Source organism: Mycobacterium tuberculosis complex sp. N0072 (assembly GCF_030323725.1).
GTDB lineage: Bacteria > Actinomycetota > Actinomycetes > Mycobacteriales > Mycobacteriaceae > Mycobacterium > Mycobacterium tuberculosis.
Genome location: NZ_CP040689.1, coordinates 3095607 through 3122003 on the forward strand (window position 1 = coordinate 3095607; position 26397 = coordinate 3122003).

Here is a 26397-nt window from a genome sequence, read left to right on the forward strand (position 1 = left end):
CGACGGCGAGCGCCGGCACGGCGCGAGTGAGGAAGCGGACATTTGAGCTACCCTACCATCGCTCGAAGTTGTTGCGGCAGTGATCGTTTCGATCCGTGTGGGCCAAGAACGGCAGCACCGTAGCGCCTGCTCAGCAGGTGGCGGGCCACCGCGTTGACCTCCTCCACGGTGACCTGCTCGATTTGCCGCAAGGTGTGTTCGATGCTGCGGTGCTTGCCGTAGTTCAACTCGCTGCGGCCGAGCCGGCTCATCCGGGAGCTGGAATCCTCCAGCCCTAGCACCAGCCCACCCCGCAGCGATCCCTTGGCGATGCCGCATTCCGCCTCGGTGATGCCGTCGCGTGCCACGCTTTCCAGCACATCGGCGGTCACCCGCATCACGTCGGCGAAGCGTTCGGGCAGGCAGGCCGCGTACACCGAAAGCGCGCCGCTGTCGGCGAAGAGATCCAGCGCGGAGTAGACCGAGTAGGCCAGCCCGCGGGTCTCGCGGACCTCCTGGAACAGCCGGGAACTCAAGCCACCGCCCAGCGCGGTGTGCAGCACCGACAGTGCCCAACGATGCTCCCAGCCGCGCCCGGGTGTGCGGATGCCCAGCGACACATGCGTCTGTTCGGCGTCGCGGCTAACCAGTGTCAACCGGGGGCTGCCGTTGACCCGGCCGGTACCCTTGCGCGGCGCAACTGGCCGTCTCCCCCGGACCAACCGGGACCCGAAGTGCTCGCGGACCAACGCAACCAGCCCGTCGTGATCCACATTGCCGGCGGCCGCGACGACCATCCGCTCCGGGGTATAGCGCCGCAGGTGAAACGATTGCAGTTGAGCCCGCGTCATCACCGACACGGATTGCGCGCTGCCGATCACCGGGCGACCGACCGGGTGGTCGCCGAACAACGCCGCCAGGAACATGTCCGCCAAGGCGTCCTCGGGGTCGTCGTCGCGCATCGCGATCTCCTCGAGGACGACGTCACGTTCCACCTCGACATCGTCGGCGGCACAGCGGCCGTTGAGCACCACATCGGCGACCAGGTCGACGGCCAACGGCAAGTCGCTGCCGAGCACGTGGGCGTAGTAGCAGGTGTGCTCCTTGGCGGTGAATGCGTTCAGTTCCCCGCCCACCGCGTCCATCGCCTGCGCAATGTCCACGGCAGAGCGGGTGGGCGTCGACTTGAACAGCAAATGCTCAAGGAAGTGCGCCGCCCCGGCCACCGTGGCGCCTTCGTCGCGCGATCCGACGCCGACCCACACCCCGACCGACGCGGAGTGCACCGCGGGCAGGAATTCGGTGACCACTCGCAGCCCGCCCGGCAGGGTGGTGCGCCGCGGCGCCAGCGCCGCCGCGGGGTCAGCTGGTGACCGTCGCGGCATCGGTAGCGGCGGCGGTGCTGTCCTCGTCGGCGACCAGGATCAGGGAGATCTTGCCCCGTTTGTCGATGTCGGCGATCTCCACCCGCAGCTTGTCACCGACATTGACAACGTCCTCGACCTTCGCGATGCGCTTGCCCTTGCCGAGTTTGGAAATGTGCACCAGACCGTCGCGGCCAGGCAGCAACGATACAAAGGCACCGAAATCGGTGGTCTTGACCACGGTTCCGAGGAACCGTTCGCCCACCGTCGGCAGCTGCGGGTTGGCGATGGCGTTGATCTTGTCGATCGCGGCCTGTGCCGATGGCCCGTCGGTGGCGCCGACGAACACGGTGCCGTCGTCTTCGATGGAGATCTGCGCGCCGGTCTCCTCGGTGATGGCGTTGATGACCTTGCCCTTGGGTCCGATGACCTCCCCGATCTTGTCCACCGGAACCTTGATGGTGGTCACCCGCGGGGCGTAGGGACTCATTTCGTCGGGTCTATCGATGGCCTCAGCCATCACCTCCAAGATCGTGAGGCGGGCGTCCTTGGCCTGCTCGAGTGCTCCGGCAAGCACCTGCGAAGGGATCCCGTCGAGCTTGGTGTCCAGCTGCAGCGCGGTGACGAAGTCCTTGGTCCCGGCGACCTTGAAGTCCATGTCACCGAACGCGTCTTCGGCGCCGAGGATGTCGGTGAGGGTGACGAAGCGACGCTCCACAACGCCGTCGACCGCCCCTTCTACTTGAATGTCGTCGGAGACCAGGCCCATCGCGATGCCGGCCACCGGCGCCTTGAGCGGCACCCCGGCGTTGAGCAGCGCCAGCGTCGACGCGCACACCGACCCCATCGAGGTCGACCCGTTGGAGCCCAGAGCCTCCGACACCTGGCGAATGGCATACGGGAATTCCTCGACGCTCGGCAACACCGGCACCAGGGCCCGCTCGGCCAGTGCGCCGTGCCCGATCTCACGCCGCTTGGGCGAACCGACCCGACCGGTCTCGCCGGTGGAGAACGGCGGGAAGTTGTAGTGGTGCATGTACCGCTTCGATGTCTCCGGCCCCAACGAGTCGATCTGCTGGGCCATCTTGATCATGTCGAGTGTGGTCACACCCAGGATCTGGGTTTCGCCGCGTTCGAACAGCGCGCTGCCGTGCGCGCGCGGAACCACGGCCACCTCGGCCGACAATGCGCGAATGTCGGTGATGCCGCGGCCGTCGATACGGAAATGGTCGGTGAGGATGCGCTGCCGAACCAGCTTTTTGGTCAGGGCACGCAACGCGGCGCCGACCTCCTTTTCGCGACCCTCGTAGGTGTCGGCGAGCCGCTGCACAACCTGGGTCTTGATTTCGTCGATGCGCTGGTCGCGCTCGGCTTTACCGCCGATGGTCAACGCGGCGGCCAACTCGTCGGTGGCCACCGAGGACACCGAGTAGTACACGTCTTCGCCGTAGTCAGGGAACACCGGGAAGTCGACGGTCGGTTTGCCCGACTTTCCAGCGGCATCGGCAAGCTCCTGCTGCGCGGTGCACAGCGCGGCGATAAACGGCTTGGCCGCCTCCAGGCCCGCGGCCACCACGCTTTCCGTCGGCGCTTGGGCACCACCTTCGACGAGCTCGACGACGTTTTCGGTGGCCTCGGCTTCGACCATCATGATGGCAACATCACCCTCGACGATCCGGCCGGCCACGACCATGTCGAACACGGCGCGCTCGATCTGGTCGACGGTGGGGAAGCCGACCCAGGTGCCGTCGATGAGCGCCACCCGCACACCGCCGATGGGCCCGGAGAACGGCAGACCGCCCAGCTGGGTGGACGCCGACGCCGCGTTGATCGCCAATACGTCGTAGAGATCGCCCGGATCCAGGCTGAGAATCGTCACCACGATTTGGATCTCGTTGCGCAGCCCGTCGACAAACGACGGGCGCAGCGGGCGGTCGATGAGCCGGCAGGTCAGGATCGCGTCGGTGGAGGGTCGGCCCTCGCGACGGAAGAACGAACCGGGGATGCGGCCGGCCGCATACATGCGCTCCTCGACGTCGACCGTGAGGGGGAAGAAGTCGACGTGTTCTTTGGGGTTCTTGCTGGCGGTGGTCGCCGACAGCAGCATGTTGTCGTCGTCGAGGTAGGCGACCACCGCGCCGGCGGCCTGCAAGGCCAATCGGCCGGTCTCGAAGCGGATGGTCCGGGTGCCAAAGCTCCCGTTGTCGATGGTGGCGGTCGTCTCGAACACGCCTTCGTCAATTTCAGCGGCAGACATGACGTCCGTGCGGCCTCTCTGGATTATTGAGCTGTTTCGCGTCGTCACGCGCAATCCAGCGGGTTCGCCGAACCCCGAGAGCTTCCCAGGAGAAAAGGTCTGAATGCGGCTACGGCCATCGATCGAAGCGGCCGACCTGCCCCAGATCCGGAGAGCCCGGCAGCCACTACCGAGGACCGCCCGATACAGGCCGGGGGTGCTCCCTTGGATATGCATAGTGACTCGCTGGAACGGCACACGCGGTTCTGCGCGTACCGCACCATTTGCTGGGCCGAACCGGCCCAGAACGTTCTCACTCTACACGGGCGACCGGCGGCATTTGCGTAGAACTCGCTTTGCCGAGCTACCCCGCCTCAGCTCCGCGGGCCGCCGGTGACATCCTCGACGCACACCGCGAACCGTCGCTGAGTGTAGACGTAGCCCACGCCGCTGGCGCACTGGTCGACGCTGACGGGAGAGTCGAGGTCTTTCAGGATCTGGGTGGCCCGCTGCCGGTGCGGCACCGAGGCGTCGTCGCAGTCCACCCGGAACGGGTCGGTGTTGTGGGTAGGGTCGACGCTCATACAACCGCCAATCACCCAATCGATGTCCAGGCAAATGGTGTTGGTTGAGCCGTTGAACGCATTGCGCATCGAATAGGTGGAGTCGACGTCCGCCGGGCATTCCGCGTGGTCCTCCTGCACGACGGCAACGACCTTGAAGTTGGACGCCGGGCTCCCGCACTCCGCCTTAGTGGCCTGCGGCCGGTCGGGCGTGCCGGCGAGTTTGACGCAGTCCCCCACCTTGAGTTCGGCGACGTTGGTCGCTGACGAACACCCCGTCGCCACGACGAACAAGGCCGTGGTCGCGGCCGCGAGCCAGGCGCGCATCGACGCCGCGGGTCAGCGACGCAGGCCCAGCCGCTCGATGAGTGAACGATAACGCTCCACATCGATCTGGGAAATGTACTTGATCAGCCGGCGCCGCCGGCCCACCAGCAACAGCAGTCCTCGCCGCGAATGATGGTCGTGCTTGTGCACCTTGAGATGCTCGGTGAGGTCGGCGATGCGTTTGGTCAGCAACGCGATCTGTGCTTCCGGGGATCCGGTATCGGTCTCATGCAGGCCGTAGGAGCGCAGAATCTCCTTTTTTTGCTCGGCTGTCAGCGCCACGAAATGTCTCCATCAATGGGTTCGCGATCATGGATATCAGGGCACGGCCACCGCGAACCGCAGCACGCACCGATGTCGTTGGACAGTCTAGCAGCGGGTTGACCGCCAAACACAAACGCCGCAGGTGCCAGCCGGGGGTCACGACCGCAAGAACCGTCAACCCGTAGACAACAGGTCACGTGCCCGCTCGGTATCGGCACCCATCGCAGCGACCAGCTGGCGCACCGATTCGAACTTCTTCTGGCCGCGGATACGCCCGACGAAGTCCAAGGCCACATGTTGACCGTAGAGGTCAGCGGTGGTGTCCAGCACGAACGCTTCGACGGTGCGGGTGCGTCCGGAGAAGGTGGGATTGGTCCCGACCGACACCGCGGCCTGGTAGCGCTCACCCGGGACGACCGTGCCGGTCACCGGCCCATGCCCGAGCACCGTGAACCAAGCGGCGTACACGCCGTCGGCCGGAATCGCCGAATACATCGGCGGCGCCACGTTCGCGGTGGGAAAGCCCAGCTCCGCGCCCCGCCCCTCACCGCGTACCACAACCCCCTCCACGCGGTGCGGTCGGCCCAGAGCTTCCATGGCCGCCACCATGTCGCCGGCGTCCACGCAGGACCGGATGTAGGTGGAGGAGAACGTCACGGTCTCGTTGCTGTGGTGCTCGGACACCAACGACATCGATTCCACCGCGAACCCGAACCGCTCGCCAGCCCGACGCAGCGTGTCGACATTGCCGGCGGCCTTTTTGCCGAAGGTGAAGTTCTCGCCGACGACGACCTCCACCACATGTAGGTGCTCGACGAGCAGCTCATGGATGAAGCGATCCGGCGTGAGCTTCATGAAATCGGTGGTGAACGGCATCACCAGGAACACTTCGATGCCCAAGTCTTGAACGAGCTCCGCGCGTCGGGTCAGGGTGGTCAGCTGCGCCGGGTGACTGCCTGGATAGACCACCTCCATCGGGTGCGGGTCGAACGTCATCAGCACGGCCGGTACACCGCGAGCGCGGCCGGCCTTGACCGCGTGCGCGATCAGTTCGGCGTGCCCGCGGTGCACGCCGTCAAATACCCCGATGGTGAGCACGCATCTGCCCCAATCCGTCGGGATCTCGTCCTGGCCACGCCAGCGCTGCACGATCGCAAGCCTACGGCGCACGGTGGTCGGCCAGGCGCCAGATTCACCGGTGGGCTCTGGCCAGCGGCCGATCCGGGAACACCATGCACGCGGCCGCCGGACACCTGGCGCAGCACGTCCGGGAACGCCGGCGGCACCGTGGCCGGTCCCAGAGAATTGGCGCGCGCATACCGAACGATTGGTCTCAAGCTTTACGCCGACCATTGATCAGGTGATCAGGGAGTGGGTCTGATGAGTACGTTTAGAGAATGCCGCAGCATGTTCGATGCCGCGGTGAAGAGCTACCAGTCCGGAGACCTGGCCAATGCCCGAGCGGCCTTTGGCCGCCTCACAGTCGAAAACCCGGACATGTCCGATGGCTGGTTGGGGCTTCTGGCCTGCGGCGACCATCATCTTGATACCTTGGCCGGTGCCCATCAACACTCCGAAGCACTGTACAGCGAAACCCGCCGCGTCGGCCTCACGGACGGCGAATTGTCCGCCGTGGTCATGGCCCCGATGTATCTGGGGTTGCGGGTGTGGTCGCGCGCCACGATCGGGCTCGCGTACGCCAGCGCTCTAATCATCGCCGACCGCCACGATGAAGCGGCAGCAACGCTGGACGACCCGGTCATCACGGAGGACACCGGCGCCGCCCAATACCGCCAGTTCGTCATGGCGACGCTGTTCCACAAAACTCGCTCCTGGTCCAACCTTTTGAAGGTCACCGAAATTTCTCCGCCGAGCGGGGCCACCGATGTCCGTGACGAGGTGGCTGACGCGGTGGCCGCGCTGGCCTCGACCGCTGCGGCGAGTCTGGGCCAATTCCAGTTCGCGTTGGAGCTCGCTGAGCAAGTCTCGACAACCAATCCGCGGGTGACTGCCGATGTGACCCTCACTAGGGCGTGGTGCCTGCGCGAACTGGGTGACGACGACGCCGCCAGAGTGGCACTTAGCGCCACGACCACCGGTGATGCCCCCAGGACAAACACCACCGCGGAACAGGCTGGTAGCCCCCAACCGAAGTTTCGACATCCTTACGACGACGGCCGGGATCTCCTGGTGGCTCGCCGCCGCCCGCCGGCCGGGGACGGTTGGCGCAAAGCGGTAACCAAAATGACTTTCGGGCGGGTGAATCCCGAACCGAGCGCCAAGCGCGAGCAAACCGACGAGCTGATTCAGCGTATCTGCGCTCCACTGGCCGATGTCCATAAGTTGGCGTTCGTCTCTGCCAAGGGCGGCGTAGGTAAGACCACGATGACGGTGCTGGTGGGCAACGCCGTCGCCCGGCTGCGCGGCGATCGGGTGATGGCTGTGGACGTCGATGCCGACCTGGGCGACCTGTCAGCAAGGTTCAGTGAGCGCGGTGGCCCGCAGACCAACATCGAGCATTTCGTGTCATCGCAGCACACCAAGCGCTACGCGGACGTGCGTGTGCACACGGTGATGAACAAAGACCGGCTGGAAATGCTTGGTGCCCAGAATGATCCGCGATCGACATACAAGTTTGGCCCGGAGGACTATGGGGCCGCCATGCAGATCCTGGAAACCCACTGCAACGTCATACTGCTTGATTGCGGCACACCGGTCAACGGGCCATTGTTCAGCAATATCCTCAACGACGTCACTGGTCTGGTTGTGGTGGCATCCGAAGACGTGCGCGGTGTCGAGGGAGCGTTGGTCACTCTGGACTGGCTGGGGGCGCATGGCTTTGGCCGGTTGCTTCAGCACACTGTGGTTGTTCTCAACGCAATCCAGAAAACCCGGTCACTTGTGGATTGCGGGGCCGCCGAAAACCAGTTCAGGAAGCGCGTTCCGGATTTCTTTCGGATTCCCTACGACCCGCATCTGGCCACGGGTTTGGCGGTCGATTTCAGCTCTCTCAAGCGAAGGACACGCAACGCCGTGCTGGATTTGGCCGGCGGCCTGGCACAGCACTATCCGGCTAGCCGAGTACGGCCCCGTGGCGAGGACAGTTGGAAAACCTGGATCGAAACGATGCGTCAGGTCGGATGACGGTTTGGTCGAGACCGAGTTGGCGGCCATTTCCCCGACTGCGCACCGAGCGCGCCGTCACGCCGGTATCTAGACTCTCTGGTTGTGAGGGCTGACGAGGAGCCTGGCGATCTTAGCGCGGTTGCGCAGGACTATCTGAAGGTCATCTGGACCGCCCAGGAGTGGTCGCAGGACAAGGTCAGCACCAAGATGCTGGCCGAGAGGATCGGGGTGTCGGCCAGCACGGCCTCGGAGTCCATTCGCAAGCTCGCCGAGCAGGGCTTGGTCGACCACGAGAAGTACGGCGCGGTGACGTTGACCGATTCGGGGCGACGAGCCGCGCTGGCAATGGTGCGCCGGCACCGGCTACTGGAGACATTCCTGGTCAACGAGCTCGGCTACCGCTGGGACGAGGTGCACGACGAGGCCGAGGTGCTCGAGCACGCGGTCTCGGATCGCTTGATGGCCCGCATCGACGCCAAGCTGGGGTTCCCGTAGCGCGATCCGCACGGTGACCCGATCCCGGGCGCCGACGGGCAAGTGCCCACGCCACCGGCTCGTCAGCTGTGGGCGTGCCGCGACGGCGACACAGGGACGGTGGCCCGTATCTCCGATGCCGACCCGCAGATGCTGCGATACTTTGCCAGCATCGGGATCAGCCTGGACTCGCGGCTGCGGGTGCTGGCTCGGCGCGAGTTCGCCGGCATGATCTCGGTGGCAATCGACTCGGCCGACGGCGCCACCGTCGACTTGGGGAGCCCGGCCGCCCAGGCAATCTGGGTGGTGAGCTGACGGCTTTGGCCCGCGAGCGTAACGTGGCTGCGATTTTCGGCACGGATTTTCGCAGTCCGGTTACGCTCGCGAAGCCGGTTCGCCCAGCAGGCCCTTGGCGATGTGGGTTACCTGGACCTCGTTGCTGCCGGCGTAGATCATCAGCGACTTGGCATCGCGAGCCAGCTGCTCCACCCGATATTCGGCCATGTAGCCGTTGCCGCCGAACAGCTGGACGGCCTCCATCGCGACATCGGTGGCGGCCTCCGAGGAATACAGCTTGATCGCCGAGGCCTCGGCCAGCGTCAGCTGTTTGCCGGCTTTGAGCCGCTCGATGGCCTGAAATACCATGTTCTGCACGTTGATCCGCGCAACTTCCATTTTCGCCAACTTCAACTGGATCAGTTGGAACTGCCCGATGTTACGGCCCCACAGCGTGCGGGTCTTTGCGTAATCCACACACAGCCGGTGGCATTCGTTGATGATGCCCAACGACATGAGCGCCACGCCGAGGCGTTCGACGGCGAAATTGGCGCGGGCGCTGTCGCGGCCGTCCCCCTCGGCGCAAAGCAGGCGATCCGGGGTCAGCCGCACGTTGTCGAAGAACAACTCGCCGGTCGGCGAAGACATCATGCCCATCTTCTTGAACGGCTTGCCCTGCGTCAGGCCCGGCATGCCGGCATCGAGCACAAAGACCAGCACCGGGCGGTTACGCCAATCTGAGGCGGGCTCACCGTCGGCGAGCTTGGCGTAGACCACCAGGACATCAGCGTACGGCCCGTTGGTGATGAAGGTCTTGTGCCCGTTGAGGATGTAGTCTTCACCGTCGCGGGTCACGTGAGTCTTCATGCCGCCGAACGCATCCGAGCCGGAGTCTGGCTCGGTAATGGCCCAGGCCGCGATCTTTTCCAGCGTCACCAGCGTGGGCACCCAGCGCTCCTGTTGGGCCAGGGTGCCGCGGCTCATGATCGTCGCCGCGCCCAACCCGAGGCTGACGGCCACCGTGCTCAGCAATCCGATGCTGACCCCGGCCAGTTCGGACACCAGCACCGCGACCATCGAAGCCTGGTCAGCCAGCCCGAAACTGCCTGAGCTGTCCCGCTTTTCCCGCTTAGCCCGCTCCCCATCCAGCATCTGGTTGACCGACTCGGCAAGCAGCACGTCCAGACCGAACTGGCTGAACAGCTTGCGCGCGATCGGATACGGCGACAGTTCACCGGTTTCCAATGCGTCTTGGTGCGGGCGGATCTCCTTGTCGATGAACTGGCGAACGGCGTCGCGCACCATTAGATCGGTGTCGGACCACTCGAACATGGCGTGCTCCCTCCGATCGCGTGGCTCAACGTTCGGCCCGTTGGTATGCGGTGACCACGGCGGCGCCGCCCAGCCCGATGTTGTGTTGCAGCGCGGCGGTCACGTTGTCGACCTGGCGCGCCTCGGCGGTGCCGCGCAGCTGCCAGGTCAGCTCCGCGCACTGCGCCAACCCCGTCGCACCCAGCGGATGGCCCTTGGAGATCAGCCCACCGGATGGGTTGACGACCCAGCGTCCGCCGTAGGTGGTCTGGTTGTCGTCGATCAGCTCGGGCGCCTCGCCCGGCCCGCACAGGCCGAGCGCCTCGTAGAGCAGTAGCTCGTTGGCTGAGAAGCAGTCGTGCAGCTCGATCACTCCGAAGTCCTTCGGGCCGAGTCCGGATTGCTGGTAAACCCGTTGTGCCGCTTGCACAGTCATGTCGTAGCCGATGATATTGCGGGCACTGCCATCAAAGGTGGAAGCGAAGTCGGTGGTCATCGCCTGCCCGACGATTTCCACAGCCCGCCCGGCAAGGTTGTGGTTGGCCAGGTAATCCTCACTGGCCAGCACCACCGCCGCCGACCCGTCGGAGGTGGGAGAGCACTGCAATTTGGTCAGCGGGTCGGAAATCATCTTTGAGGCCAAGATGTCGTCCAGGGTGTATTCGTCCTGAAACTGTGCATACGGGTTGTTGACCGAGTGCTTGTGGTTCTTGTAGCCGATCTTCGCGAAATGCTCCGCGGTGGTGCCGTATTTCTTCATGTGTTCGCGGCCGGCCGCCCCGAACATCCACGGCGCCACCGGAAAGCCGAACTCGTCGATCTCGGCTAACGCCTTGACGTGCCTGCCCAGCGGCGACTCCCGGTCGTCGGCGCCACCGCCCAGCGCTCCGGGCTGCATCTTCTCGAAGCCCAGCGCCAACACGCAATCGGCCAGTCCGCCGCGGATGGCCTGCGCGCCGAGGTAGAGCGCCGTGGATCCGGTCGAGCAGTTGTTGTTGACGTTGACGATGGGGATACCCGTCATGCCGAGTTCGTAGAGCGCCCGCTGACCCGACGTCGATTCTCCGTAGACGTAGCCGACGTAGCCCTGTTCAACTTCGCGGTAGTCGATGCCGGCGTCGCGCAGCGCTTTGGTGCCCGACTCCCTGGCCATGTCCGGGTAGTCCCAGCCTTCGCGTCGCCCGGGCTTTTCGAACTTCGTCATGCCCACGCCAATGACGTAAACCTTGTTCGACGACCCTTGGTTAGGCATCGTTGCCGTTGCAAGTGAGTGATCTTTAGTGGTCACGCGACTTGCACCCCGTCTCGGGGTTGTTCGGCAGCCTTGCGGCTGCTTCCCTTCCGCGCTTCACGGCCACCAGCCCGGCCAGGCCGGGTCTTACGGTCGGCTCCACGCTTGACGGCGGCCCCAACTGGGCCGACGACGCTACTGGTGTCCTCGTAGCGTGCGAGGTTGATCGCTGCGCAGTCATCACGCTGATGCGATGCCGAGCACGAATCGCATTGCCAGTGCTCGGCCCATCCGATCTCTTGGACATGCCCGCAGACGTGGCAGGTTTTCGACGATGGGAACCAGCGGTCAGCGACCACTAGTTGTGACCCGTACCAGCCTGTCTTGTAGGACAGGTGGCGGCGCGGGGTGCCCAGGGCCGCGTCGGAGAGTCCGCGCCGGCGAGCGCGGGCACCCGAGAGGCCCTGTTGCCGCAGCATCCCTGCCGCGTCCAGGCCTTCGACAACGATGCGGCCGTGGGTCTTAGCCAAATGCGTTGTCAGACAGTGCAGGTGGTGGGTGCGAACATCGTTGACCCGGCGGTGCAGCCGGGATATTTCGGTGGTGCGCTCACGGTAGCGACGTGAGCCTTTCGTGCAGCGCGACCGTGCCCGGCAGACATGCCGTAGCTCGTTGAGTGCCGCGTCGAGTGGCCGTGGATTCGGCACTCGTTCGAGCACCGCGCCGTCGGCGGTGGCGACCGTGGCCAGGCGGCGCACCCCGACATCAACGCCGACCCGTGAACCGGGGTCGGTCACCTTCGGTTGCTGCGGGCGCTGCACGAGGACCCGCACACTCGCATCGATCCGGGTCCCGTTACGGCGCACCGTGATCGCGAGCACCCGCGACCGGCCTTTGGCGATGAGCCGCTCAACCCGGCGCGTGTTCTCGTGGGTGCGGACGGTCCCGATGACCGGCAGCGTGAGGTGGCGCCGGTCGGGCTCGACGCGCATCGCTCCGGTCGTGAACGTCACCCGGTCTGGGTCGCGTCCCTTCTTCTTAAACCGGGGAAAGCCCATCCTTTTGCCATCACGTTTGCCTGATCGCGAGTTCTGCCAGTTCCAGTACGCGTCGACCGCGCCGTCAATACCGTCGGCGTAGGCCTCCTTCGAGCACTCCGGCCACCACACAACACCGGTCTCGATGTTGACGCACACGTCGTTCTTGACGGTGTTCCAGCGCTTCCGCAACACCCGCAGCGACGGCTTTGCCGTCTGGATCCCGGTCGCCTGCCAGGCGTCGATATCGGCTTTCAGGGTGGCGACGGTCCAGTTGTAGGCCTTGCGGCGGGCACCGAAATGCCGTGCCAACGCGCGGGCCTGCTCGGCGGTCGGATCGAGCGTGAACCGGAAAGCCTGAACCATCCAGCCCTCAGGAATCTCGAATTTCGCCATCAGGCAGCCTCCGACTCTTCGGCGGCGGCCGCCAATGCGCGCTTGGCCCGGTTCTGCGCAGCGCGCTTGCCGTACAGCCGGGCGCACATCGAGGTCAAGATCTCGGTCATGTCCCGTACCAGGTCGTCATCAACCTCGGCCGAGTCGACCACGACCAGCTCGCGGCCTTGGGCGGCCAGCGCCGCTTCGACGTACTCAGAGCCGAACCGGCAGAACCGGTCTCGGTGTTCCACCACGATCCGCTTCACCGATGGGTCACGCAGCAGCGCAAGAAACTTTCGGCGGTGCCCGTTCAGCGCCGAACCGACCTCGGTCACGACCTTGTCGACCGCGATCTGCTCGGTCGTGGCCCAGGCGGTCACCCGCGCCACCTGCCGATCCAGGTCCGGCTTCTGATCCGCTGACGACACTCGCGCATACACGGCCGTCCGCGCCCGGCGGGATCTATCGGCCGGCTGGTCGTCCACGAGAATCAGCCGCCCGGCCTTCCGCGCCGGCACCGGCAACAACCCCGCATGAAACCAGCGATACGCAGTCACCCGCGCAACACCGTTGCGCTCAGCCCACACCGCCAGATTCATACTGTTGTTCCTACAGCACGCCACTGACAACTACCGACCACTCAGACCGCAACAGCTGACAGCCCCTTCCGAATTGAACAGCGGCCCATCGCCGTGCGACGTAGGCCGTGTAGCCCAGTGTGCCACCGTTGCCGTCCCGGACCGCATCCCCCTACATTGAGGCCAGGCTCCAACCGAATCGCCCGGCTCCTCCTCACCCCGCTACCCGGGGTGCATCGTCGCCGGGCGGAGCACCGCCACCGACCTGGTCCGCGAACCCTCGTCACGCAGCAGCGCGATAACCCGGCCGTCGGCGTCACAGGCCGCGTACACGCCGTCGATACCGACCGCCGGCAGGGACCGGCCGTTGGCGGCCGCGCTGGCCTCCGCGGCGGTCAGGTCGCGGCGCGCAAACATCAGCAGGCAGGCCTCATCGAGGCTCAGGCTCAGCGCGGGGCGCTCCGCGAGATCGTCGAGCGATCTCGCCTGGTCCAGCTCGAAGCGGCCGACGCGGGTGCGCCGCAACGCCGTCACATGGCCTCCCACCCCAAGCGCGTCGCCGAGGTCGCGTGCCAACGCGCGGATGTAGGTTCCCGAGGAGCAGTCGATCTCCACATCGATATCGATGAGCTGGTCGCGCCGGCGTGCGGCCAGCAGCTCGAACCGGTCGATGCGGATCGGCCGGGCTTCCAATTGCACGGAGCGCCCCTGGCGGGCCAACCGATAGGCGCGTCGGCCACCGACCTTGATCGCGCTGACCGACGACGGCACCTGCCGGATCTCACCGCGCAGCCGCTCCATCGCGGCGTCGATCGCCTCGATGGTCAGGTGCTTAGCCGGAACCGACTGCAGCACTTGACCTTCGGCGTCCTCGGTGGAAGTGGTCTGACCCAAGCGGATGGTGGCGGCATACGACTTGGGGGCCGCCGTCAGCAGACCGAGGATCTTGGTGGCGCGTTCGATGCCGATCACCAACACCCCGGTGGCCATCGGGTCCAGGGTGCCCGCGTGGCCGACCCGCCGGGTGGCGAAGATGCGGCGGCACCGCCCCACCACGTCATGGCTGGTCATTCCCGCGGGCTTGTCGATAACCACGATTCCGGGGCCGGTTGCGCTCATAGCACGATCGCGGTCAGCACCAGTCCGCGCTCAACCGACCAGCGTCCCCGCAGCGTTGTCAGCGGCGGACCCGACAGGGTGGACCCGTCGATGAGGATACGGGAGACGAAGCGACCCGTCCAGCCGGTGCTATCGGTTTCGAACGTGATGTGCGCGTCCTCGAAACCCAGCCACCTCTTGGTCAGCGGAAACCACGCCTTGTACGTTGCTTCCTTGGCGCAGAACAGGATTCGATCCCAATGCAACGCCGCTGGCATGGTGCGGGGCATGTCGGCGCGCTCGGCCGGCAGGCTGATCGCATCCAGCACACCATTGGGCAACACGTCGTGCGGTTCGGCGTCGATGCCCACGGAACGCACCGCATCCCTGCGTCCGACAACCGCGCCGCGGTAACCGGCGCAGTGGGTGAGGCTACCGACCACGCCGTCGGGCCAGCACGGTTCGCCCTTGTCGCCCTTGAGGATCGGCGCCGGCGGCACACCGAGCTGGTCCAGCGCGATGCGGGCGCAGTGACGCACGGTGATGAATTCGTTGCGCCGCTTGGCAACCGATCGTGCGATCAACGGCGCCTCCTCGGGCAGCGGGGTGAGACCGGGTGGGTCGGAGTACAACTCGGCATACGCCAAATCCTCGAACACGGTCGCCGGCAACACCGACGCCACCAGCGTGCCTACCGTCATCGAGACTGCCGTTGCCGCAATCGTTCCCGGAACTGGGCGGCCTGGGTTCGCATCTCGGGCGTGATCACGAAGTGACCGCCGAAGTCGTTGAGGTAGCCGGGCGCGTATTGGGGATCCGGCAGCACCTGCCGCAGCCAGGAGTAGGGCTTGCGCCGGCGCCACTCCCGCGGGTAACCCACCGACACCTCCTCGAACCGCACACCGTCATACCAGGTGGTGCGGGGAATGTGTAAGTGTCCGTAGACCGAGCACACGGCGTTGTAGCGGGTGTGCCAGTCGGCGGTCTTGGTGGTTCCGCACCACAGCGAGAATTCCGGGTAGAACAGCGCGTCGCAGGGCTGTCGCAGCAGCGGAAAGTGGTTGACCAGCACGGTCGGTTGCATCCAGTCGAGCTGTTCGAGACGGGCCCGGGTGGCCGCGACCCGCTCGTGGCACCAGGCGTCGCGGGTGGGGTACGGCTCGGGTGAGAGCAGGAACTCGTCGGTGGCCACGACGTTGCGTTCCTTCGCGATGGCCACACCTTCGGCCTTGCTGTTTGCCCCCTCCGGCAAAAAGCTGTAGTCGTAGAGCAGAAACATCGGCACGATGGTGGCCGGGCCGCCTCGTTCGGTCCATACCGGGAACGGATGCTCGGGTGTGACGACGCCCATCTCGTCGCACATGTTGACCAGATAGTCATAGCGTGCGCGGCCGAAGATCTGCATCGGGTCGCGGTTGGTGGTCCACAGCTCGTGGTTGCCCGGCACCCAGATCACCTTCGCGAACCGCCGCCGCAGCAGGTCCAGCGACCAGCGGATCTCGTCGGTGCGTTCGGCGACGTCGCCGGCGACGATCAGCCAGTCGTCCGGCGAGGACGGGTACAGCGATTCGGCGACGGGTTTGTTGCCGAGGTGACCGGTGTGCAGGTCGGAGATCGCCCACAGCGTCGGCTCGGCGCCGACGGTCTCCTGCCCCGATCCTTTCCAGGTCACGACTTACCACCCTAACGACCCGGCGAAGTGGGAACGAAATCCAGCCAGTTCGACCAACCGCTACGGCGTGAGCAGACGCAAAAGCCCCCATTTCGGGCCCGAAATGGGGGCTTTTGCGTCTGCTCGGCCAACCTAGCCCAACTGCTACGGGGTCGGCGAGGGTTTTGGGGTGTCGGTCCGGCTGATCCGGCAGTCCGACTGTGCGGTGAGGACCGCCGCCTTCTGGGTCGAGAATTTGAACTCGACGCCGCCATGACCGGCGAAGTACACGTCGTGGTCGGCCGGCTTGTTCTTCATCACCCCAAAGCCGGTGGCACCGAACTGTTCGACACCGTCCTTGACGATCTGCACGGCCTGCAGCCACTTGTCGTCGGGGATCGGTCCACTGAAAACGATCATGAAATACGCCGCTTTGGCCCTGGTCCATTCATACTCACCACCGCAGCCGGTCCAGGTGTCCATATCCGTTCGCCACGTCAGGCCGGGCACCAGGGCCGTGATGGCGTTGGCCAGCTGGGTCACCGCCGCCCGGTACTGGTCCTTGGCGTCCTCCAGCGGGGGCTTGGCGCGCAACGGGTTCTCCAGCTCGGCGACCTTCTCCGGGCTCAACGGCCCCTCCTCGCCGGCCCGCGTCCCGTGGCCACTGGGTCCGCACCCAGTCGCCATCACACACACCAGAGCCAGCAGCCACGCCGTCGGCCACCGCATCAACGTCCCCCTCTCAGTGCTGGGCCGGGCGCTGCCGGCATGCCGCCACCCAGAATTGGCGGAAGCAGCGGCGGGCCCACCGTGTTGTCGGGCAGCCCGGCGGCGATCGCCGCCAGGTTATAGCCGGACATCCGCAGCTGCGGCTGGCCGGCGGCATCGAGGAAGGACCGCGGGTAGTCCCCGTGGGCATACACTCCGTCACGCCAGATCCCGCCCGGATCAAAACCCGCCTGTGACGACAGCTCCGTGAACCCGGGGGTCAGATAGGGGTCCAGGCCCCATCCGTGCAGCGGCGCCAACGGCGCCACCAGATTGGTGATGAGGTCGTGGGGGGCCTGCATGACATAAGCGTGCCCGTGATCGAGCCCGAGCTGCGCCGGGCTGTACAGCTCCAAGCCGGGTGAGCCGTAAAACACGACGTCGTTGACCGGATGGGCGCTCTGGGCATCGAGGTCCTGCAACGCCAGCGACGCCGTCAGCGACCCATACGAGTGCCCCAACACGGTCAGGTGGCCACTGGGGTTATTGGCGCGCACCTGCTGCAAATACCGCGACAGATCGGCCGCGCCCGCGTGTGCCTGCCCATCGGTCATGGTCTGCCACAGATCGCCCGCACTGCCGGTGTCGAGTGGGTTCGGGGGCGGGTGGTAGCCCATCCAGGCGATGGTGGCAACCGATGCGGGCTTGCCGGCAGCATTGAGTTGCCGGATTACCTCCGACCGCAGGTCGCGGGCTTCGGTCACCATGCCGGGCAGGGCGCCCCGGGTGGTGGACCCGACGCCGGGAACCGTCACCGACACATTGGCGGCGGTGTCGGGATTACCGACGGCCACGGCCGCCAGCACCTGCTGATTTGGGTCCTCGGGAATCTGCAGCTGGGTCAGGTAGGTCTCGGGTGCTCGGCTCAACGCCTCGTCGACGGCATCGAGCTCACCCAGCCGGCCCCTGGCGGCGCTCAGCTCGTCGGTAAGCGCTGCCAGTCGGCCCACCGCGTCACCGTCGAGGATGCCGTTGTGGTAGTCACGGGCGGCCCGCACACTCAGTTGGTCATACTCCGCCTGTAACCGCTCGAGGTGGGCCTGCAGGCGGGCGCGCTCCTCGCGCAGCCGCTCCTCGTTGGCATCGCTGGCGAGCTGGGTCGGGGTCAGCCCCTCGGGACCGACCGGCGGGCCGGAATCGGCCGGGATGGGCGCGTCACCGTCGGCCATATTGACCGCTGAGGCCAGCTCCTCGTCGACGGCATTGGCCTCGGCCATAATCGCATCCAGCTCCGCCTGCAGCTCCGTTTGCTTGGCCAGCGTCCGCGCCCACTGCGCCTCGGTGGATCGCAGCCCGGGGATCGGCACCACCCGGTTGATCAGCGCATCGATCGTCAGCTCGGCGGCCGCGGCGGCATGGCGTAGTGCGGCCAGCTCGGACTGAACCTTCACAATCCCGTCGGCGGCCCTGTCGGCCGCCCGGGCAACCGCCAACGCCTCGTTGCCGTGGGCGTCGAGGTCTCGGCGAATGCCCGCGTTGTGGTGTGCCGCCGCCTCAGCGGTCTTGCCACCCGAGTTCGCAAAAATCGACAGCGCGGCCAACTGACGCGACGCCTCGAACGTCACCTCCGCTCGGGCACTGGCCGCGTGAAACACCTCCCGGACCGCTTGCGCGTTCCACCGATCGATATCGGCCACGGTCAGTGGCACGAATCACACCCCACGCGGACCAGCTACGACGTCGGCGGAAACACCCACCTGGGCGAGCGCCTGCGCCCGCTCCGCCTCCGCCGCCGCATGCTGGATAGCGGCCTCCTGCAGCCCGAATGCGTGATCACCGATCCTGGTCAGCAGCGCCCTCGACGCGTCCAACCAGTCGTCCATCTTGGCGTTGAGCGCCATCGCCGAGGCGCCCTGCCAGCCGAACTGGGCGGCCTGCATCCGATAGTCCGACGACAAATGTCCGACGGCCAGACCCTCACCCTGCGTGGTCACCTGCGCCGCCGAGTGCATCCACTGCTCCGGACTGATCTGAAACACCCGTTGCTTCCTTGCGTCCATCGAAGTGCATCACATTATGCGTCAGCGGGAACTACCGCAGAATTCACCGCATCAAAGGTGGCCCGGGTTAGAACAAGTTCTCGTTTGACTGTGACGACGCGGAGCCGACTTGTACACTCCCGGCAAGGGACCGCCGAGGGCAGGGGGTGTCGTGTTCACCAGGGTGCGGCTGATCGGAGGGCTCGGTGCGCTGACGGCAGCGGTGGTGGTGGTGGGCACGGTGGGCTGGCAGGGCATCCCCCCAGCGCCGACCGGCGGCGACGCGGTCCAGCTGCGATCGACCGCGGCGCCCATGTCCACCACGATGAAGAGCCCGATCGTGGCGACCACCGACCCCAGCCCGTTTGACCCGTGCCGAGACATCCCGTTCGACGTCATCCAGCGGCTCGGATTGGCCTACACGCCACCGGAAGCCGAGGAGGGGCTGCGCTGCCACTTCGACGCGGGTAACTATCAGATGGCCGTCGAGCCGATCATCTGGCGCACCTACGCCCAGACCCTGCCCCCCGACGCGATCGAGACCACGATCGCCGGCCACCGCGCCGCGCAGTACTGGGTGCGGAAGCCGACGTATCACAACAGCTTCTGGTACTCCTCTTGCATGGTGACCTTCAAGACCAGCTACGGGGTGATCCAGCAGTCGCTGTTCTACTCGACCGTCTACTCCGAGCCCGACGTGGACTGCCCGTCGACCAACCTGCAGCGGGCAAACGACCTCGTCCCCTACTACAGGTTTTAGGTCCCTACCCTGGGCGTCGTGAGTACCACCTCCGCTCGGCCCGAGCGGCCCAAGCTGCGCGCCCTGACCGGACGAGTCGGTGGGCAGGCCCTGGGCGGACTGTTGGGTCTGCCCCGCGCAACCACCCGCTACACCGTCGGTCACGTCCGAGTCCCGATGCGCGACGGCGTCCAGCTGGTGGCCGACCACTACGCACCCGCCACGTCGCAGCCCGTCGGCACCCTGCTGGTGCGTGGGCCATACGGGCGCCGGTTTCCGTTTTCGCTGGTGTTTGCCAGGATTTACGCCGCCCGCGGTTATCACGTCGTGCTGCAGAGCGTGCGCGGGACGTTCGGGTCCGGTGGCGTGTTCGAGCCCATGGTCAACGAGGCCGCCGACGGCGCCGATACGGTGGCGTGGCTGCGTGAACAGCCCTGGTTCACCGGCCGGTTCGGCACCATCGGCCTGCCCTATCTGGGTTTCACCCAGTGGGCGTTGCTGCACGATCCGCCCCCGGAGCTGGCCGCGGCCGTGATCACGGTGGGGCCGCACGACTTCCGGGCCTCGGTGTGGGGCACCGGATCGTTTACGGTCAACGACTTCCTGGGCTGGAGCGATCTGGTTTCCCACCAGGAAGACCCCGGTCGCATCCGGGCCGGAATCCGCCAGCTCACCGCGCCGCGACGGGTGGCGCGGACGGCCGCCACGTTGCCGCTGGGTGAGTCGGCCCGGACGCTGCTCGGCACGGGTGCGCCGTGGTTCGAATCCTGGGTGGAACACACCGACCGCGACGATCCGTTCTGGGACCGACTGCGGTTTCCCGCCGCGTTGGACCGCGTCCAGGTCCCGGTGCTGCTCGTCGGCGGCTGGCAGGACATCTTCCTGCGGCAGACGCTGCAGCAGTACCGGCACCTGCGCGACCGGGGTGTGCACGTCGCGCTGACGGTCGGTCCCTGGACACACACCCAGATGCTCACCAAGGGGCTGGCCACCGGCGCTCGGGAATCGTTGGACTGGTTGGACGCCCACCTCGGCCGGGCGCCGGCGCTGCGCCCCAGCCCGGTGCGGGTCTTCGTCACCGGCCAGGGCTGGCGGCACCTGCCGGACTGGCCTCCGGCGACCACCGAGCGGGCGTGGTACCTGCAGCCCGGTGGCCGCCTGGGTGAGAGCGCTCCGGCTTCCGGCACGCCACCGGCGACGTTTCGCTACCACCCCGCCGACCCGACACCGACCACCGGTGGTCCGCTACTGTCATCCAACGGCGGTTACCGCGACGACAGCCGGCTGGCCACGCGCGCCGATGTGCTGTGCTTCACCGGGGCGCCCCTCACCCACGACCTCTGCGTGCACGGAAACCCCGTCGTCGAGCTGGTGCACAGCTCGGACAACCCCTACGTCGACGTGTTCGTTCGGGTCAGCGAGGTGGACGCGAAGGGCCGGTCCCGCAATGTCAGCGACGGCTACCGGCGCCTTGGTGACGCGCCGGAGCTGGTCCGCGTCGAGCTGGACGCCATCGCCCACCGATTCCGCGCCGACTCCCGCATCCGGGTGCTGATCGCCGGTAGTTGGTTTCCCCGCTATGCGCGAAACCTCGGCACCCCGGAACCGATACTCACCGGACGGCAGCTCAAGCCGGCTACCCACGCGGTGCATTTCGGGCGCTCCCGGCTGCTGCTGCCCGTCGGCTAACGGCTGGTGGTGCGGCGGACCCGGGCGGCGACCCGGCCGATAACCCGAGCCCGTCCAGCGGCGCGTGCCCAGTGGTCTCCCCGACGCGGAACCTGCGAGAGCTACGACCATAAGTCGAGATGCAGTTTCAAAGCCTCATCGAGCTGGGCAAGTTCGGCGGCTGAAACTCGGCCGATTGGCCGGAGCAACCGCTCGGTAGCAATCGATCTGATTTGCTCGGCCTGCGCCTTGCAGTCGACCTGGAGACCAGTAGTGGTGGCCGACAACAACACCTGAAACGGATAGACCTTGGCGATGTTGCTCGTCACCGGCACGACGGTGATGACGCCGCGCCCAAGACGCGTGGCGGTCGCGTTGGCCCGGTCGTTGCTGACGACGACGGCGGGGCGCTGGTTGTTCGCTTCGCTACCTCGAGCGGGGTCGAGATCGACCTGCCAAATCTCACCGCGGCGCATCACCGACTCCGTCGCCGACGGTCTGCTCCCACGCGTCCGTGTCGCCGGCTGCCGACCATTCTTGCCATGCGTTGGCATAGTCATCTTCGAGCGTGGGGTAGCGAAGCACGCGGATCGCATGCTGCAGGCCGGCGGAGCGGGATGGTAATCCCGCTCGTTTCACATATGCGTCCAGGATCGCGACGTCGTCATCGGACAGGCTCACGCTCAACTTCACAACCTAAGATGCTACCAGGGTCGTACCTAGGTAGTAATAGGTTCAGCGGCTGGTCGCGCGCCAGTCGCGCAGCACTTCCTCGACGTGCTCACCCACCCGGTGCCGCGCCGTTTCCCGGTCGACACCCGACATCAGCAGTTCGTCGAACGAAGTGTCGATATGCCGCACCGACGCCGCGACGGCCAGCCTCACCGCTTCGGGATCGAGCGCCCGTCCGGCCGCGCTACGTCCGATCCTGCCGCTGCCGCGGGTGGCCGCGTGGCGGGCGATCGCCTCGGCCCGGCCGGCCGGGCAGTTCGGGAACAGCGTGCGAATCGCGGCGCCGAATTCGGCTTGCAGACGCAGGTCCTCGTTGGCCCGTCGCGCCTCGTCGCGCTCCCGGCGGCGGGCGCGCACCTCCGCATCGGCGAGGCACTCGTTTTCGGCGCGCTCCAGCGCCTCCGCCTCGACCAGGATGCCCTGACGCTCGTATCGCTTACGCGCCCGGCTCCACCGCACCACCACCGCCGAAAGCCGGCTCGCCCGCTTGGCCCGGCGGGTAAGCGCGGCGTCCCCGGACGGCAAGAAGACCAGATGGCCAAGGTCCGCGCAGTCCAGGCACAACGGCCCCGCGTCCTCAAGGAACATCAGGTCACCGCTGCCGCCACACGACGCGCATGACCAGTCGTTGACCGGCATGATCACGACCAAATCGGGGCGCCGGCTCTGCCGCGCGACCGCACGCTCCGAGAGCTCCGGCGACACCCAATGCGTGCGATACGCGCGCTCGATGGCGTCCTCGCCGGTGACGCTGAACCGCAGCCGACGGCGGTCCCGAGTGCGAGCGACGTAATCGGTCTCCGACGGGTTGAGCCCCCGGTCGCGGGCCCAGCGCCGCAACGCGGCCATCACGGCGGTGATCTTGCTGAGGTTGGCCTGTACGACTTGCTCCAGCGAGTCGACGCGGCCCTGCCGCCACTGGTCGACATGCGAGGGCGCCAGCCAGCCCAGGCCGAGCAGCACATCGATCGCGCTGACGAACCGCTGTCGGGCCAGCGCCGCCTGCGCCGCCCGGGCCACCCGCTGCTCCAGAGGTTGACGTGCCATGACCTGCCCGAGCCTAGTCGGACTGCGCACCGAGGCCGCGGAACTGAGTTACTCCGACCAGCCGGACGCGCTCGGAGTGGCGATGCGCGAACGTCGGGAACAACAGAACCTCGTTCGGCCGCCACGGAGAAACGCTTCTCGCCGCATCAACACCGATCAGACGTCGACGAAGTACGTCTACATTACGTACATGCCCGAGACTCTGACTGGTCGCCTCAACTTCCGCCTGTCTCCTGAACAGGAGCAGGCCCTTCGCCACGCCGCCGCGCTCACCGGCCAGAGCCTGTCGGGGTTCGTATTGTCCGCCGCGGTCGACCACGCCCACGATCTCTTGGCCCGGGCCAACCGGATCGAGCTGTCCGAGGCCGCTTTCCGCCGCTTCGTCGCCGCGCTCGACGAGCCCGACGAGGCGGCTCCCGAATTGGTGCGCCTCGCCAGACGGAAGAGCCGCATTCCCCCCCATTGAGCACCCCCGCGCTCGGCCCCGTCGAGCTGTTGGACCCGGACCGGCACGACACGGCGCGCTTCTCCAGCGATGTTGAGGTTCTCGACCACTGGCTGCGCCGAGTCGCGCCCGTCGCGGCTGCCGCCGGCACGGCCGCTACGTGGGTGCTCTGTCGAGGCCGGCGGGTAGTTGGGTTCTACGCGCTCGCCATGGGGAGCATCGAGCGGATCCGGGTGCCATCGCGGCCGGGCCGGGGCCAACCCGACCCGACCCGATCCCAGTGCTCGTCCTCGCTCGCCTGGCGCTCGACCGGCAGGAGCAAGGCACCGGTCTCGGTGGCGATCTTCTCCTCGATGCCCTCATCCGATCCGTGGCCGGTGCCCGGCACTACGGCGCCCGCGCCCTGGTCGTCGACGCCATCGACGACCGCGCCGCCGAGTTCTACGGTCACCACGGCTTCTTGCCCCTCGAGGGTCGACGCCTCTACCGGCGGATCAGCGACATCGCGCGGGCGCTGGGAGTATGAAGCGCTATCGTCGCTTGGCGACGTGCTGCCGATCGATCGCCTCGAATGGCCTCGTTGTTGTTGTCGTCGGTGATGGGGAGGGACAACGGCAAGATTTTGGATCCGGTGGTGGCCACCACGGGGATGGGCCGCTCGACGGCGCGGCAGATGTTGACCGGCCCGAGGTTGCCGGGCCCGGCCGAGCAGGTCGACGGGCGTAGCCTTCGGCCTCGGGGCTTCAGCGACGAAGCCAGGGCGCTGCTGGAGCACGTGTGGGCCTTGATGGGCATGCCGTGCGGCAAGTACCTGGTGGTCATGCATGACCTGTGGTTGCCGCTGTTGACCGCTGCCGGTGATCTTGACAAGCCGCTCGTCACCGAGGCGTCGGTGGCCGAGTTGAAGGCGACAGCCCTACCAGGGGCGAATCGCATGCCGCACTGGGCCGCAGGGACACTCCCTGATGGCTTTCCAGCCCGGGCGGTGAGGACGCGCACGTGAAAACCAACCCCCGGTACGGCCCGGCGTTCTACTCAGTGATGACGGTGTTGTTCCTGGCGCTGTTCGTGCTAAATGTGTGCACCCACGGCTCGACGCTGGGCCTGATCAGTACCGGAGGCCTCGCCGTGTTGATGGGCTACATCGGCTACCGGGGCTGGTCCGGCAAGCGCCATATCAACCGGCAATAGCGATCATCGACCGGTTCCGGCACACCTGACCAGCGCCGTCGTCGGCCGCCAACCCCACGGCTCGTGTGCCAGCCGACGGTCACCGTGTCGCGGCGGCGGGACACGAGGAAACTGCCCACCAGCCACACCTACTTCGCGCTCACTTTTAAGTGAGGCACTTCGGCATCGAAGGCGGATAAGACCAAGATCCTGGATCGGGTGGTGTCCACCACCGGGATGGGTCGTTCGACGGCCCGGCGGATGCTGACCGGCCCGGGGCTGCCGGAGCCGGCCGAGCAGGTCGACGGGCGCAGGCTGCGGGCGCGGGGCTTCAGTGACGACGCCAGGGCGCTTTTAGAGCACGTGTGGGCCTTGATGGGCATGCCGTGCGGCAAGTACCTGGTGGTGATGCTCGAGCTGTGGCTGCCGCTTGTGGCCGCCGCCGGTGATCTTGACAAGCCGTTCGCCACCGAAGCGGCGGTGGCGGAGTTGAAGGCGATGAGCGCGGCCACCGTGGACCGCTACCTCAAACCCGCCCGCGAGCGGATGCGCATCAAAGGCATCTCGACAACCAAACCCTCACCATTGCTGCGTAATTCGATCACCATCCACACCTGTTCGGATGAGGCGCCCAAGGTCCCGGGGGTGATCGAGGCCGACACTGTGGCGCACTGCGGCCCGAGTCTAATCGGCGAGTTCGCCCGCACCCTGACGATGACTGATCTGGTGACCGGCTGGACCGAGAACGCCTCGATCCGCAACAACGCGGCCAAGTGGATCCTCGAGGGCATCAAGGAGTGCCAGCAGCGGTTCCCATTCCCGATGACGGTTTTCGATTCGGACTGCGGGGGCGAGTTCATCAATCACGACGTCGCCGGCTGGCTGCAGGCCCGCGACATCGCCCAGACTCGCTCGCGGCCGTACCAGAAGAACGACCAGGCCCATGTCGAGTCCAAGAACAATCATGTGGTGCGCAAACACGCGTTCTACTGGCGCTATGACACCGGCGAAGAGCTGGAGCTGCTCAACCGGCTATGGCCGTTGGTGTCGCTGCGGTGCAACTTCTTCACCCCGACCAAAAAGCCCGTCGGCTACACCAGCACCGTCAACGGTCGCCGCAAGCGCATCTATGACAAGCCGGCCACCCCATGGCAGCGCCTGCAGGCATCGGGCGTCCTTGATGCACAGCAACTCTCGACCGTGGCCGCCCGAATCGAAGGCTTCAACCCGGCCGATCTGACCCGCCAGATCAACGCGATCCAAATGCAGCTGCTCGACCTGGCCAAGACCAAGACCGAGGCCCTGGCCACCGCCCGCCACATCGACCTGCAATCATTGCAACCGTCAATCAACCGATTGGCCAAGGCGAAGTAATACAAGCCCCCCACGCGCTCACTATGCGTGAGGCACCAGCCACGCTTCGCGCTCACTTCTACGTGAGGCACCTCGGATGCTGTTGCGAATCCTGTTGGGCCGCCCCAGTTTAAAGTGGATGAGCTTGGTAGAGGCGCTTACGTGTACGTTGGGAAAGACGCAACAGTGGTCCTAAACAAAGATGGCCAAGTGGTAACCGCCTGGGCGAACAGCCGGGCTGGATGGAGAAATCCGTGAGCAACGTTCTCGATGCTATTTCAACGGAGCACCGTCCCGTGATCGAGCAAGAATTAGAGAATCGTAATCCCGCTCTCTTCGACGAGCTTCGGCGCACAGAGAAGCCAACCAACGAACAGAGCGACGCTGTTATCGACGTGCTTTCCGACGCCTTGATGAAGACCTTTGGACCTGATTGGGTTCCGAATGATTATGGGTTGAAAATCGAACGAGCAATTGACGCATACTTAGAGACGTGGCCGATATACCGATAATCGCTTGACACCAACTATTGCCAGCACCAGGCGCCTACCGTGCATCGGGAGCGCGGCCGGGCTGGTATTCGCGTGGGACTGAAGGAGCTTA

At 66.2% G+C, this 26397-nt stretch carries 27 protein-coding genes and 2 pseudogenes; 10 read left to right on the forward strand and 19 right to left on the reverse strand.

Translation table 11 applies throughout. The annotated features are described in order from the left end of the window. Positions 1–47 precede the first annotated feature (47 nt). From FF952_RS14700 to FF952_RS14720, 5 genes are all read right to left on the reverse strand, one after another. Positions 48–1364 (reverse strand): M16 family metallopeptidase, encoded by a 1317-nt coding sequence (locus FF952_RS14700; RefSeq protein WP_003414119.1) that lies wholly within the window; start codon positions 1362–1364, stop codon positions 48–50. Continuing rightward, positions 1342–3600: a polyribonucleotide nucleotidyltransferase gene (locus FF952_RS14705; RefSeq protein WP_031653914.1), complete on the reverse strand. Its 2259-nt coding sequence runs from the start codon at positions 3598–3600 to the stop codon at positions 1342–1344. The genes FF952_RS14700 and FF952_RS14705 overlap by 23 nt, the downstream gene beginning before the upstream one ends. A 353-nt stretch (positions 3601–3953) precedes the next feature. Beyond that, the gene (gene lppU / locus FF952_RS14710; protein ID WP_003899480.1) at positions 3954–4469 is read right to left on the reverse strand and encodes an LppU family putative lipoprotein; all 516 of its coding nucleotides are present in this window, start codon (positions 4467–4469) and stop codon (positions 3954–3956) included. Positions 4470–4481: 12 nt separating this feature from the next. After that, positions 4482–4751: a 30S ribosomal protein S15 gene (gene rpsO, locus FF952_RS14715; RefSeq protein ID WP_003414128.1), complete on the reverse strand. Its 270-nt coding sequence runs from the start codon at positions 4749–4751 to the stop codon at positions 4482–4484. Between the two features lie 156 nt (positions 4752–4907). After that, on the reverse strand, positions 4908–5882 hold the full coding sequence (locus FF952_RS14720; protein ID WP_003911989.1) for a bifunctional riboflavin kinase/FAD synthetase: 975 nt from the start codon (positions 5880–5882) through the stop codon (positions 4908–4910). Between the two features lie 231 nt (positions 5883–6113). Here FF952_RS14720 and FF952_RS14725 point away from each other — a divergent pair, with 231 nt between their 5' ends. Both FF952_RS14725 and mntR read left to right on the forward strand, forming a co-directional pair. After that, positions 6114–7877 (forward strand): nucleotide-binding protein, encoded by a 1764-nt coding sequence (locus tag FF952_RS14725; protein ID WP_003414134.1) that lies wholly within the window; start codon positions 6114–6116, stop codon positions 7875–7877. Positions 7878–7961: 84 nt separating this feature from the next. Continuing rightward, positions 7962–8648: pseudogene (mntR, locus tag FF952_RS14730) on the forward strand (manganese-binding transcriptional regulator MntR). Between the two features lie 60 nt (positions 8649–8708). On the opposite strand, the gene FF952_RS14735 reads toward mntR, so the two are convergent. The 10 genes from FF952_RS14735 to FF952_RS14780 all read right to left on the reverse strand — a co-directional run bounded on the left by FF952_RS14735 (position 8709) and on the right by FF952_RS14780 (position 18640). After that, complete coding sequence (locus tag FF952_RS14735; protein ID WP_003414139.1) at positions 8709–9941, reverse strand: acyl-CoA dehydrogenase family protein; 1233 nt, start codon at positions 9939–9941, stop codon at positions 8709–8711. A gap of 25 nt (positions 9942–9966) precedes the next feature. Beyond that, positions 9967–11172: a lipid-transfer protein gene (locus FF952_RS14740; RefSeq protein ID WP_003414142.1), complete on the reverse strand. Its 1206-nt coding sequence runs from the start codon at positions 11170–11172 to the stop codon at positions 9967–9969. Positions 11173–11204: 32 nt separating this feature from the next. Continuing rightward, positions 11205–12584, reverse strand: coding sequence for an IS607 family element RNA-guided endonuclease TnpB (tnpB, locus tag FF952_RS14745; RefSeq protein WP_003899482.1), 1380 nt, complete (start codon positions 12582–12584; stop codon positions 11205–11207). Beyond that, entirely contained in the window at positions 12584–13165 is a 582-nt protein-coding gene (locus tag FF952_RS14750; RefSeq protein WP_003414146.1) for an IS607-like element IS1602 family transposase, read from the reverse strand. Before FF952_RS14750 ends, tnpB begins: the two co-directional genes overlap by 1 nt. A gap of 201 nt (positions 13166–13366) precedes the next feature. After that, the gene (gene truB / locus FF952_RS14755; protein WP_003414147.1) at positions 13367–14263 is read right to left on the reverse strand and encodes a tRNA pseudouridine(55) synthase TruB; all 897 of its coding nucleotides are present in this window, start codon (positions 14261–14263) and stop codon (positions 13367–13369) included. Further along, the gene (gene pptT / locus FF952_RS14760; RefSeq protein WP_003414149.1) at positions 14260–14943 is read right to left on the reverse strand and encodes a 4'-phosphopantetheinyl transferase; all 684 of its coding nucleotides are present in this window, start codon (positions 14941–14943) and stop codon (positions 14260–14262) included. The genes truB and pptT overlap by 4 nt, the downstream gene beginning before the upstream one ends. After that, positions 14940–15914 carry an ACP phosphodiesterase PptH gene (gene pptH / locus FF952_RS14765; protein ID WP_003414151.1) on the reverse strand — a complete coding sequence of 325 codons (975 nt, stop codon included), beginning with the start codon at positions 15912–15914 and terminating at the stop codon, positions 14940–14942. Before pptH ends, pptT begins: the two co-directional genes overlap by 4 nt. Positions 15915–16058: 144 nt before the next feature. Next, a complete protein-coding gene (locus tag FF952_RS14770; protein WP_003414153.1) occupies positions 16059–16622 on the reverse strand; it encodes an LppA family lipoprotein in 564 nt (187 codons plus the stop codon). Next, a complete protein-coding gene (locus tag FF952_RS14775; protein ID WP_003414155.1) occupies positions 16622–18310 on the reverse strand; it encodes an alpha/beta hydrolase family protein in 1689 nt (562 codons plus the stop codon). Before FF952_RS14775 ends, FF952_RS14770 begins: the two co-directional genes overlap by 1 nt. Positions 18311–18313: 3 nt before the next feature. Further along, positions 18314–18640, reverse strand: coding sequence for a hypothetical protein (locus tag FF952_RS14780; RefSeq protein ID WP_003414157.1), 327 nt, complete (start codon positions 18638–18640; stop codon positions 18314–18316). Positions 18641–18812: 172 nt separating this feature from the next. Here FF952_RS14780 and FF952_RS14785 point away from each other — a divergent pair, with 172 nt between their 5' ends. Further along, positions 18813–19400 (forward strand): DUF3558 domain-containing protein, encoded by a 588-nt coding sequence (locus FF952_RS14785; protein WP_003914429.1) that lies wholly within the window; start codon positions 18813–18815, stop codon positions 19398–19400. 18 nt (positions 19401–19418) lie between these two features. Then, positions 19419–21068: a CocE/NonD family hydrolase gene (locus FF952_RS14790; protein WP_003899485.1), complete on the forward strand. Its 1650-nt coding sequence runs from the start codon at positions 19419–19421 to the stop codon at positions 21066–21068. 101 nt (positions 21069–21169) lie between these two features. On the opposite strand, the gene mazF9 is transcribed toward FF952_RS14790, so the two are convergent. From mazF9 to FF952_RS14805, 3 genes are read right to left on the reverse strand one after another with little or no spacing between them, the layout of a single operon-like run. Further along, a complete protein-coding gene (gene mazF9 / locus FF952_RS14795) occupies positions 21170–21526 on the reverse strand; it encodes a type II toxin-antitoxin system toxin endoribonuclease MazF9 (RefSeq protein ID WP_003414166.1) in 357 nt (118 codons plus the stop codon). Then, a complete protein-coding gene (mazE9, locus tag FF952_RS14800; protein WP_003901465.1) occupies positions 21510–21740 on the reverse strand; it encodes a type II toxin-antitoxin system antitoxin MazE9 in 231 nt (76 codons plus the stop codon). The genes mazF9 and mazE9 overlap by 17 nt, the downstream gene beginning before the upstream one ends. A 42-nt stretch (positions 21741–21782) precedes the next feature. Continuing rightward, positions 21783–22826, reverse strand: coding sequence for a DUF2293 domain-containing protein (locus FF952_RS14805; protein ID WP_003414172.1), 1044 nt, complete (start codon positions 22824–22826; stop codon positions 21783–21785). Between FF952_RS14805 and FF952_RS14810 the strand changes: the two genes are divergently transcribed. Then, complete coding sequence (locus FF952_RS14810; RefSeq protein WP_003414177.1) at positions 22825–23292, forward strand: type II toxin-antitoxin system TacA family antitoxin; 468 nt, start codon at positions 22825–22827, stop codon at positions 23290–23292. The two genes, FF952_RS14805 and FF952_RS14810, sit on opposite strands and share 2 nt — an antisense overlap. A 175-nt stretch (positions 23293–23467) precedes the next feature. On the opposite strand, the gene FF952_RS14815 is transcribed toward FF952_RS14810, so the two are convergent. Next, a complete protein-coding gene (locus FF952_RS14815; RefSeq protein ID WP_003917684.1) occupies positions 23468–23722 on the reverse strand; it encodes a hypothetical protein in 255 nt (84 codons plus the stop codon). A gap of 147 nt (positions 23723–23869) precedes the next feature. Between FF952_RS14815 and FF952_RS14820 the strand changes: the two genes are divergently transcribed. From FF952_RS14820 to FF952_RS14835, 5 genes and pseudogenes are all read left to right on the forward strand, one after another. Further along, positions 23870–24274: a hypothetical protein gene (locus FF952_RS14820; protein WP_003414181.1), complete on the forward strand. Its 405-nt coding sequence runs from the start codon at positions 23870–23872 to the stop codon at positions 24272–24274. Beyond that, the gene (locus tag FF952_RS14825) at positions 24271–24462 is read left to right on the forward strand and encodes a hypothetical protein (RefSeq protein WP_003414184.1); all 192 of its coding nucleotides are present in this window, start codon (positions 24271–24273) and stop codon (positions 24460–24462) included. The genes FF952_RS14820 and FF952_RS14825 overlap by 4 nt, the downstream gene beginning before the upstream one ends. Before the next feature lie 216 nt (positions 24463–24678). Then, positions 24679–24963 (forward strand): annotated as a pseudogene (locus tag FF952_RS14830) (integrase catalytic domain-containing protein); the annotation flags it as partial. A 24-nt stretch (positions 24964–24987) separates the two neighbouring features. Further along, the gene (locus FF952_RS20835; RefSeq protein ID WP_323755006.1) at positions 24988–25815 is read left to right on the forward strand and encodes an integrase catalytic domain-containing protein; all 828 of its coding nucleotides are present in this window, start codon (positions 24988–24990) and stop codon (positions 25813–25815) included. A gap of 233 nt (positions 25816–26048) precedes the next feature. Further along, entirely contained in the window at positions 26049–26306 is a 258-nt protein-coding gene (locus FF952_RS14835; RefSeq protein WP_003899489.1) for a hypothetical protein, read from the forward strand. Positions 26307–26397: the final 91 nt, after the last annotated feature.